Consider the following 9,422-nt stretch of genomic DNA (forward strand, 5'->3'; position numbering starts at 1 on the left):
ACCCGACCACGCCCATTCGACACCACGAACCATCGAAGGATTGCACTGATGAACACTGCATCGCTCGGCTTGATTGCCGGTCTCCTGCTCGGCGTCGCCGCCGCAGCAGGCGGATTCACCGGTTTCCTCGTTGCCCTCGTCCTCGGCGCGGTCGGGTATGTTCTCGGCGGCGCGCGCGACGGCGATTTCGATCTCAGCGCGCTCCTGCGTGGCGGTGGACGCGGTCGTGGCTGACGAACCTGCCTCCGCCCCGGCAGGCAGTCGTACAGAGCCGGCCGAGCGAGGCACCTTGACGATCAAGGACAAGGTGGTCGAACGTCTGGCCGTCAAGGCTGCGCTCGATACGGACGGTGTGCTGGCGCGCTCGGAAGGGTTCGGCAAGTTGACCGGACGTGACCTCCCACGCGTCCGGGTCTTGATTTCCGGTGGTCGTGTGCGTGCGGGCGTCGACATTGCAGCGCTCTGGCCGACGCCGCTCCCTGCGCTCACGGCGTCGGTGCGAGACAACGTCGCCCGCGCGCTGAGTTCATTGGCAGGCCTGCACGTCGACGGCGTCGACGTGACGGTGCCTGCGATCATCGTCGACCCGACGCCCGCGGGTGTCACATCAGGTGGGAGTGCCATTACGTGAACCATGACGTGAACCATGACGTGAACACCGACAAGTCGTCCGGAGATACCGAATCCGTGCACAACACGAGTCTGACCCCCGCCCGCGCGAAGGAGCCGCTTGCTCTGCCCGCAGCCGGATTCACCGGGCCTCTCGTGGCGCTGCTTCTGCTCGCGGCTGGAGCTGTGGGTATCCGCGACGGCGTAGTCGGTGCGGGCTGGATCGACGGCACGCCATGGACGGAGACAGCAGCGCAGTGGGTCGACGGATTGGCCTTTGCAGGATGGATGATTCCCATTGCAATCGTTTCCATCGTCCTCGGATTGTTCCTCCTCGTCGCCGCGCTCAAGCCACGGCGCAGAACTGCGCTCGAGGTGGCTGCGCAGACCAGTGTCTACATCGAACCGTCGGGGGTGGCGCGCATAGCGGCCGACGCCGCCAGATCGGTCGACGGCGTACTCGACGCGCGCGCCTCGGCGACTCGACGGTCGGTAACAGTGCGCGCCGACATCACCGGTGACGAACGCTCCGAGCTCGAAAAAGCCATCGCGGACCAAGTCGGCATCGCGCTCGAGCCCTTGACCGCCGCGCCCAAGACCAAGGTGCGCACTCGGACCGGAGGTAGGTCATGACCCGTTCCACGGTGGCGGTGGACCGCCTCGCGACGGCCATCATCGGACTCCTTCTCGTTGCCGGTGGCGCCGCGGTACTCCTGTGGGACACAGCGCTCATCGACGACATTCCCGAATACATCACTGCCCCCGGTCCCGTCAGTGCATTCGAGTCGAGTTGGTGGCCATGGGCGAGTGCAGGCGTCGGCGTCGTTCTCGTTCTCGTGGCGCTGCGCTGGCTCGTGGCACACCGACCGGCGTCGAAAATCGACCGCGCTTCGGTCGCCGGTGAGAAATCGAATACCGAGGTCGAGCGCACGATACCCGGCCGAGCGACTGCCGATGTCACGGCATTGGCAAGCGCATCCGCGCGAGCTCTCGAAACATACGCCGCTATCAAGAAAGCGTCGGCGAAGGCGGTCATCGATCGGCGACAACGAACCATCGTCATCAATGCGACAGCTGAATCTCCCGAGCTTCTCGGTGAGGCTGCCCGCGCGGCCGATCAGGTTGCCAGAGACGCCGTCACCATGATCGGGGACAGTTCGTTGGCCACTCGGACCGTGATTTACATAGAGAAACGGCACAAAGCCACACGAACACTGAACTGAGGGCGAGCCACCCGCCTCTTCCACCTTCAATCTATAGCGCACCCCGGGTCTTGCCACAAGACCCGGGGTGGGTTGCACACTTGCGTTTCGATGCTTATGACCAGCTGAAACGGAAGGCGCGCATGTACGATTCGATCGCTTTTGCTTCGGCCGATTCGCTCGGCCACAAGTCTGCGGCGGCACTGATCGCTGATGACGACCGACATTTCGCCGCAATCAGCGCGAGCCTCGCGCGTTCTATTGCCGATGTCTCCACACGGCTCGATGCTGCCCGCAAGGCGGAGGCCGACATGGGACAGGAGGTGATGGAACGCGATTTTGAGGTGCATCGACTGGCTGGCCGCTTGCGTTCGCTTCGTCGCTACGGTCTCGACTTGTGCCTGGGCCACACTCTTGGCGCGGACGGGCAGACGTACCGGTACATCGGGCGCACGGGACTGTTGGACGAGGCCGGCAATGAACTGTTGATCGACTGGCGCTCACCTGCAGCCGAACCGTTCTTCGGTGCGACGCACGCAAACCCGATGGGAATCTCACGGCGTCGCCGGTACGTCTGGAGCAACGGCCGGATCAGCGACTACTGGGACGAGGTGTTCGACGTCGACCAGCTCGCAGCCACCGATGACACCGGAGATGCTTCCCGCCGGGCAGCGTTGGACGATCAGTCTGCCTTCATCGCAAGCCTGGGCAGTATGCGGTCACCGCGTATGCGCGATGTCCTGGGTACGATTCAAGCCGATCAAGATGCCATCATCCGCGCTGGATCACGCGGCACCCGGATCGTCGACGGTGGCCCAGGAACAGGCAAAACTGTTGTGGCACTGCATCGTACTGCCTACCTACTGTACTCGGATCCGCGTCTGCACCAGCGTCACGGCGGAGTCCTGTTCGTCGGTCCGCACGAGCCCTACCTCGGGTACGTCGCAAATGTCCTGCCCAGCCTCGGCGAGGAGGGTGTCCGCACCTGTACCCTCCTCGATCTCGTCGTGGAGGGCGCAGGTGCAGTGCAGGAGAGCGATCCTGTCGTGAAAGCGCTGAAGTCCTCGACTCATATGGTGGAGGCGATCGACGCTGCAGTCCAGTTCTACGAGCAACCGCCCACGAAAGGGATGGTCGTCGAAACCGAGTGGGCGGATCTCTGGCTCGGCCCCGAGGACTGGATCGAGGCGTTCGACGCACCGGAGCCCGGTACACCGCACAACGAGGCACGCGAGGACATCAGGCGGATGCTCGTGACGATACTGCTGGACAAGTACGACGGGGATGTCTTGCCGACCGTGCTACGAACATCGCTGATGCGCCATGACGAACTCACAGAGGCACTCGACGGTGCGTGGACTCTCATCGACGCAGCCGACCTCGTCGGCGACCTGTGGTCCGTGCCCGCGTACCTGCACCAATGCGCATCCTGGCTGACCACTGAGCAGGTTCGACGCCTACAACGTACGAACCCGATCCGGTGGACCACCTCGGACCTGCCGCTGCTCGACGCGGCCCGACAGCGACTCGGCGATCCCGGATGGTCCAGGCGCATGCGACTACGCGAGGCTGCTGTCAGCGCCGAACGAGCACGAATGGATCGCGTGGTCGACGAACTCCTGCAGGGACCGGACGAGGACGGCATGATCGCCCAACTGAGGCAGGAGGGCATTCGCGATGCGCTTGTCGATACCTCCGCCCTGCCTGCCGATGAAAAGGATGCGCTCGCCGGCCCGTTCGCGCATGTCGTCGTCGACGAAGCACAGGAACTGACGGACGCCGAGTGGTTGATGTTGCTGCGACGCTGCCCCTCTCGTAGCTTCACGATCGTCGGAGATCGAGCGCAGGCACGACACGGTTTCACGGAGACCTGGCGGGAGCGCCTCCACCGAGTCGGTTTCGGCCGCATCGAGATTTCTTCGTTGACCGTCAACTACCGGACACCCGAGGAAGTCATGGCCGAGGCCGAGCCGGTCATCCGCGCAGCAATCCCGGACGCAAACGTACCGACTTCGATACGGAGCAGCGGCATACCAGTCGGCTACGGATGCGTGGCCGATCTGCACTCGATCGTTGACACTTGGCTCGCGGAGAACCCCGACGGTATCGGTTGTGTAGTGGGTGAGAGAACATTTCAACCGACAGCCCGGATGCGGTCATTGACCCCGGAACTGACGAAGGGCCTCGAGTTCGATCTGGTGGTACTGGTGGATCCTGCGAGGTTCGGCACCGGGGTCGAGGGCGCGGTGGACATGTACGTCGCTGTGACCCGCGCAACCCGGCAGCTGGTGGTACTGACGAATCCGTGAACGGCGATCGACCCGTCACCCCGCTGCTCGGCGCCCTGGCTGCTCGTCGCTTTTGCGCCGGCGGGCCCGCAAACGCACGAATTTGACCGCTGCCGCGCTCCACACTGCCAGCCAACCGACTGCGAGAATGCCCAGGCCAACTTTGGCTCCGGCAGCCGCTTTGTCGTGATCGGCGTAGACGTAGCCGACGGCGCCCCAGATGAGAGCAACGAAGACGAACAGACCCATGGCGGCTAGGACCGCACGCACAGTCAGGTTGTGGCGAATCACTCTGAACACTCCACCACTATGCCCCGGCATCGGCAGCACGAAACCGACCACCTGCAACGATCCGGCCACAGAGTCGACTCCGTAGACTGCGGACCATGGCACTCGATCATGGAGACCCCGGCGACGCCCCCTCGACTCCTCCCCCACTGAACGAGATCCAACCCGTGGAGCGGCCGACAGCGGCCGAGGAAGCCCGGACCGTCGCGGCATCGACGAATATCGCCACACTGGCGAGCCTGAGCGAGGACGGCGCGCCATGGGCGTCCTACGTGACCTACGGAATGGTGAACGGTTCGCCGGTTCTGTGCGTCTCTCGCATGGCCGAGCACGGTCGGAACCTACATCGGGACCACCGCGCCAGCCTGTCGATCGTGGCCCCCGAATCTGCCGCAGATCCGCTCGCCGTTGCGCGCGTCACGCTCGCTGGTGTCGTCGAAGAACCGCGGGCCGAGGAGATGGAGGCTGCACGCGCGGCTCATCTCGATGCCGTGCCTGCGGCCAAGTACTACATCGACTACAGCGATTTCACGGTGTGGATCTTGCGCGTTCACCGTGCACGCTGGGTAGGCGGCTACGGACGAATGGACTCGGCGAACTCGGCGGATTACCTCCGCGCGACGCCGGATCCCATCTCCCCCAATGCTGCCGGAGCGATTGCGCATCTGAACGACGATCACGCCTCCTCGCTTCTCGAGATGGCCAGGCATCTCGGCGGCTTTCCGGACGCGACTTCCGCTACCTGCACATCGGCCGACCGCTACGGTCTCGACCTCAGCGTTTCCACTCCTCGCGGCAACGCCGCGACCCGCGTCGGGTACGCGCAGCCGATCGGTGACATGGCCGAGTTGCGTGCTGCGACGGTGGAGTTGGCACAGCGGGCCAGGAATCACTGACCCGACGCTCTCGGGCCCGCGACTCCTCTGACTCGAGTTCGCGGGCCCGAGGCGCTACCGGGGCGCCCTCAGCGGCGTAGTTCGTGGGAGAGCGTTTCCAGTTCGTCGCCGCCCGCCATCTCCTTGGTCAATTCGTCGAGGGTGATGTCCTCGTAGGTGCAGTCGAGCTTCTGTCGACCGCGGTTCAGCAGCACGAAATGGTCGCCGACCATATAGGCGTGGTGCGGATTGTGCGTGATGAACACCACGCCGAATCCTTGCTCCTTGGCCGCGGTGATGTAGCGCAGCACCATCCCCGACTGTTTGACGCCCAGTGCCGCAGTCGGCTCGTCCAGGATGAGGACGCGCGCGCCGAAGAGAATTGCGCGGGCGATGGCGACACACTGACGCTGTCCGCCGGAAAGCGATCCGATGGGGGCATCGACGTCGGGGAGATCGATGCCCATCTTGTGGAGTTCTTCGATGGTCGTCGCACGCATGGCGGAGACATCCAAGGACCGGAACAGTCCCTTCTTGCGTAATTCTTGGCCGAGGAAGAAGTTTCGCCACACCGGCATCAGTGAGACGACGGCGAGATCCTGGTAGACCGTGGCGATTCCCTTGCGGAGAGCGTCCTTCGGTGAGCTGAACTTCGTCTCGACCCCGTCGACGAGGAGCTCGCCCTCGGTCTGCTGATGCAGACCGGCCATGATCTTGATCAGCGTCGATTTTCCTGCTCCGTTGTCGCCGAGAACACCGGTCACTTCACCGGCACCGACTCGCAGGTTGATTCCGGAAAGGGCGATGATGTTGCCGTAGGACTTACCGACATTCTTCAGTTCGATCAGCGGGGTCTTCCCGCCGTTCGACGAGGGTTCGGTGGGGGCTTCGGCTGTAGTGGACATGGGTCACCCTTTTGCTGCGTAGTTGCGGAAGCTGGTGTTGGCGATGACGGCGAACAGCAGCATCGCTCCGAGGAAGAACTTGAACCAGTCAGGATTCCAGCCGGCGTAGACGATGCCCTGGTTGGCCATACCGAAGATGAACGCACCGATCATGGCGCCGACGGTGGTGCCGTAGCCACCGGTGAGCAAGCAGCCACCGATGACGGCAGCGATGATGTAGAGGAACTCGTTGCCGACACCTTGGCCGGACTGCACGGTGTTGAACGCGAACAACAGGTGCATTCCCACGAACCAGGCGCAGAAGCCGACGAACATGAACAGACCGATCTTGACCCTGGTGACCGGCACGCCGATGGCACGAGCCGAGTTCTGGTTGCCACCGACCGCGAAGATCCAGTTGCCGATTCGGGTCTTCATCAACACATAGGTGGAGATCGCTGTGAACAGCAGCCACCAGATCACGGTGATGCGGAGCGAGATCCCGAAGATGTTGATCGAGGAGGCGAATGCCCTTTGCGCGGAGTCGAAGCCGGCCATATCGGAGATCGACGGGGTGGCTACCTGACCGGTGACCAACTTTGTGACGGCAAGGTTGATGCCGGTGAGCATCAAGAAGCTGGCCAAAGTGATGAGGAAGGATGGAATCTTCGTCTTCATCACCATGTAGCCGTTGAAGAAACCCACACCCAGCGCGAGTACCAGGGCCAGTGCGGAACCGAGCCAGACATTGAGGTGAAGGTTGTAGGCGATCATCGACGCCATCAGCGATGAGAAAGTCACTGCTACACCGGTGGAGAGGTCGAACTCTCCACCGATCATCAGCAGTGACACACCGATTGCCATGATGCCGATGGTCGACGATGCATACAACACGGTGGCGAGCGCTTCCGGAGACCGGAAGGGAGGTGCGACGATGAAGAAGAAGACGAAGATGACGATCGCTCCGAACAGAGCGCCGATCTCCGGGCGAAGTAAGGCTCGCTGCAACGGTTTCCGCTTCTTCACCCGCTCATCCGTGATGACGTTGTGTTTCGACAGATCCAAGTCGGCCTGCGTACTCATGACTATCCTTCCGTGCTGGTGGCGGTCGGCCAGGTTCGTGTTCGGTCCAGGCCGACCGCTCGCCTAGGAGACTGCTGAAATATGCGGGATATGGGGAACTGGGCTCGCGGGCGGCTGTCCCGGTCCATGAGTAACAGGATCCCCAAAGTGTGTGCGAAGATCCGGATTTCCCGTCGAAGGCAGGAAATCCGGGGCCACGAGTACTGCGGAAGCACCCCGGCCGGGTGCGGGGCTCACCCACCGCCTATCCAAGGGCCCAGACCCCGTCCTCGACGCCCAACCCGAGGGCGGTGAGCCGCTGCAGGTTCACCGACGCGGCCCGCAGATTCCACCACGCATCGTTCTTGACGACACCGCGGTAGCGCAGGGTCCGCGCCCCGCGGGTCATCCATGCAATGGACCGTTCGATCATCGGACGATGCTGCCGGTAGTCCCCGCGCATCTGCTCATCGTTTGCCCAGCGTGCCCGGTGCTCACGCACCCGCCGGTCGTGTTCCCCGATCTGGACGGTGCGGCCGGCGGGCGAGGTGGTGCACCTGGACCGGAAAGGACATGTGGTGCAGGCTTTCCTGAATTTCGCGGTGCGAGACTTGTTCGCGAACGAGGCGCTCACCCCGTTCGGGCAGGTCACACGCTGCTCGTCGTGATCGACGGTGAACTCGTCGGCGGTGAACGGGTTCGCAAGGCCCGGCGGGGTAGGGACGGGTTTGGGTTTGATCACCGGATCGTGACCGGCGTCGGCGATGTCGTCGAGCATCTGGCCGCTGCCGTAGGCGGAATCGCCGAGCACCTGCGCCGGGCCGTCGAGGGTGTCATCGGCGGCGATCAACTCGCGGCCGACCTCCGCGTCGCCACTGCCCGGGCCTGCGGCTTTCGTTAGGGTCGCGGCGGTGATCAACCCGGTGTCGGGTTCGGCGTTGATGTGTCCCTTGTATCCGTCCTGACGGCGTGAACGGGTCTTGTGGGCGTGCCGGGTCTCGGTGTCGACGGTGGAAATCACCCGGTCCGCGGCGACGTTGCGGGCGATCCGCCACCGACCCCCACCATGTCCGTCGCCCGAGCCGTCGGTGTCGATCCATTCGACGTCCTGGCCGGCGACCAGTGCCAGCAGTGCCAACGCCTGACCTGCGGGTGAGCCCGCATCCGGCTGTTCGGTGCCCGGCCCGGTCAATGCGGCCACGACCGCCACCGCGTCGCGGACCAGGGCATCGACCAGCTGTTCGCGGGCGGGCTTGTCGTCCCACGCGATGTCGGGTTTGCCGGGCTTGGAGTAGTCGGTGGCGGTGCCCAGCCTTTCCACGACCTCTCCGCCGCCGGGGACAATGGCGGCGACCCGGCGGATCGCGGCGACCAGCTGGGTGACGGTGTCCTGGGTGGCGACCGCGTCGTTGAGGACGGTCGAATCCAACGCCCTGCGGGTCCGGCCCTTGAGGACACCGGTGTCGAAGATGCGGTTCGGGTGCTCCGAGGCGGCGAGCCGTTTGCGCCAGTAGGTCAGGACGGTCGGATGGAACGCGGACCCGTCGACAGCGAGTCCGCACGCCGCTTTCCACCGCAGGTCGAAGGTGACCGCTTCGGCGGCGGCACGGTCCGAGAGCCCGTTCAGGGCTTGGAGGACCAGCACCGACGCGACGACCTCCGGAGCGATCGAGGGCCGTCCGCGGGTCGAGGGGAACAGGTCGGTGAACATCTCCGGCGGGAACAGCTCGAGCCGGTGCTCCGCGAGAAACGAGAACACACTCCCGGGCGGGAGGAGGTGCCCGGCCACCGATGAGACGTCCCACAGGTCGCCCTGCGACTCCGAATTTCCCTGCATACCAACATTATCGCAGGTCAAACACCTAAACGCGGGTCGACGCGACGTGGATCGGCCATCGGATTGTTCAGCAGTCTCCTAGTCCGTATCGCGAATCCACCGCAGGAGAGACCACTGTGAAGTCTGACGGAGAACTCATGGACATGCTCAATGCCTACGACCTGACCGGATCGTTTCGTGCCGCCGCCGAACTCTGCGGCTGCTCCCACCACACTGTCAAGAAGGCCGTCGAAGACCGCGACGCGGGCCTGCCACCGGCAACACGACGCGCGAAGATCATCGACGACTGGCTGGAACTTCTCGAGGAGTGGGTCTCGAAATCGAAGGGCAAGATCCGCGGCGACAAAGCACACGAACGCCTGACTGCTATGGGCTAC

The 9,422-nt window shown here is 64.0% G+C and carries 10 protein-coding genes and 1 pseudogene; 7 read left to right on the forward strand and 4 right to left on the reverse strand.

The window, feature by feature from the left end; all coding sequences use genetic code 11:
* The first annotated feature begins 48 nt into the window (after window positions 1-48).
* The 5 genes from KVY23_RS23470 to helR all read left to right on the forward strand — a co-directional run bounded on the left by KVY23_RS23470 (window position 49) and on the right by helR (window position 4,120).
* The gene (locus KVY23_RS23470) at window positions 49-234 is read left to right on the forward strand and encodes a hypothetical protein (RefSeq protein WP_206511489.1); all 186 of its coding nucleotides are present in this window, start codon (window positions 49-51) and stop codon (window positions 232-234) included.
* A complete protein-coding gene (locus KVY23_RS23475; protein WP_075839969.1) occupies window positions 227-631 on the forward strand; it encodes an Asp23/Gls24 family envelope stress response protein in 405 nt (134 codons plus the stop codon). The genes KVY23_RS23470 and KVY23_RS23475 overlap by 8 nt, the downstream gene beginning before the upstream one ends.
* Window positions 628-1,242: a DUF6286 domain-containing protein gene (locus KVY23_RS25225; protein WP_230558386.1), complete on the forward strand. Its 615-nt coding sequence runs from the start codon at window positions 628-630 to the stop codon at window positions 1,240-1,242. Before KVY23_RS23475 ends, KVY23_RS25225 begins: the two co-directional genes overlap by 4 nt.
* Window positions 1,239-1,832 (forward strand): hypothetical protein, encoded by a 594-nt coding sequence (locus tag KVY23_RS23485; RefSeq protein ID WP_075839954.1) that lies wholly within the window; start codon window positions 1,239-1,241, stop codon window positions 1,830-1,832. Before KVY23_RS25225 ends, KVY23_RS23485 begins: the two co-directional genes overlap by 4 nt.
* A gap of 122 nt (window positions 1,833-1,954) precedes the next feature.
* The gene (gene helR, locus KVY23_RS23490; protein WP_075839955.1) at window positions 1,955-4,120 is read left to right on the forward strand and encodes an RNA polymerase recycling motor ATPase HelR; all 2,166 of its coding nucleotides are present in this window, start codon (window positions 1,955-1,957) and stop codon (window positions 4,118-4,120) included.
* A gap of 15 nt (window positions 4,121-4,135) precedes the next feature.
* On the opposite strand, the gene KVY23_RS23495 is transcribed toward helR, so the two are convergent.
* Window positions 4,136-4,492: a hypothetical protein gene (locus KVY23_RS23495; protein WP_230558387.1), complete on the reverse strand. Its 357-nt coding sequence runs from the start codon at window positions 4,490-4,492 to the stop codon at window positions 4,136-4,138.
* Here KVY23_RS23495 and KVY23_RS23500 point away from each other — a divergent pair.
* Window positions 4,486-5,283, forward strand: a complete 798-nt coding sequence (locus KVY23_RS23500; RefSeq protein ID WP_075839956.1) for a HugZ family protein — start codon at window positions 4,486-4,488, stop codon at window positions 5,281-5,283. The two genes, KVY23_RS23495 and KVY23_RS23500, sit on opposite strands and share 7 nt — an antisense overlap.
* 68 nt (window positions 5,284-5,351) lie before the next feature.
* On the opposite strand, the gene KVY23_RS23505 is transcribed toward KVY23_RS23500, so the two are convergent.
* From KVY23_RS23505 to KVY23_RS23515, 3 genes are all read right to left on the reverse strand, one after another.
* Entirely contained in the window at window positions 5,352-6,167 is an 816-nt protein-coding gene (locus KVY23_RS23505) for an ATP-binding cassette domain-containing protein (protein ID WP_075839957.1), read from the reverse strand.
* Window positions 6,168-6,170: 3 nt separating this feature from the next.
* Window positions 6,171-7,229, reverse strand: coding sequence for an ABC transporter permease (locus tag KVY23_RS23510; RefSeq protein WP_230558388.1), 1,059 nt, complete (start codon window positions 7,227-7,229; stop codon window positions 6,171-6,173).
* Between the two features lie 244 nt (window positions 7,230-7,473).
* Window positions 7,474-9,045: an IS1182 family transposase gene (locus KVY23_RS23515; RefSeq protein WP_075839958.1), complete on the reverse strand. Its 1,572-nt coding sequence runs from the start codon at window positions 9,043-9,045 to the stop codon at window positions 7,474-7,476.
* 116 nt (window positions 9,046-9,161) lie between these two features.
* Here KVY23_RS23515 and KVY23_RS23520 point away from each other — a divergent pair.
* Window positions 9,162-9,422: pseudogene (locus tag KVY23_RS23520) on the forward strand (IS21 family transposase); the annotation flags it as partial.

This window comes from Rhodococcus sp. I2R, assembly GCF_020889545.1.
In the GTDB taxonomy this organism is placed as follows: Bacteria; Actinomycetota; Actinomycetes; order Mycobacteriales; family Mycobacteriaceae; genus Rhodococcoides.

Coding starts and splice junctions, on each gene's coding strand:
- KVY23_RS23470 (WP_206511489.1), top strand. CDS start 49: ATGAACACTGCATCGCTCGGCTTGATTGCCGGTCTCCTGCTCGGCGTC.
- KVY23_RS23485 (WP_075839954.1), top strand. CDS start 1,239: ATGACCCGTTCCACGGTGGCGGTGGACCGCCTCGCGACGGCCATCATC.
- helR (WP_075839955.1), top strand. CDS start 1,955: ATGTACGATTCGATCGCTTTTGCTTCGGCCGATTCGCTCGGCCACAAG.
- KVY23_RS23500 (WP_075839956.1), top strand. CDS start 4,486: ATGGCACTCGATCATGGAGACCCCGGCGACGCCCCCTCGACTCCTCCC.
- KVY23_RS23505 (WP_075839957.1), bottom strand. CDS start 6,167: ATGTCCACTACAGCCGAAGCCCCCACCGAACCCTCGTCGAACGGCGGG.
- KVY23_RS23510 (WP_230558388.1), bottom strand. CDS start 7,229: ATGAGTACGCAGGCCGACTTGGATCTGTCGAAACACAACGTCATCACG.
- KVY23_RS23515 (WP_075839958.1), bottom strand. CDS start 9,045: ATGCAGGGAAATTCGGAGTCGCAGGGCGACCTGTGGGACGTCTCATCG.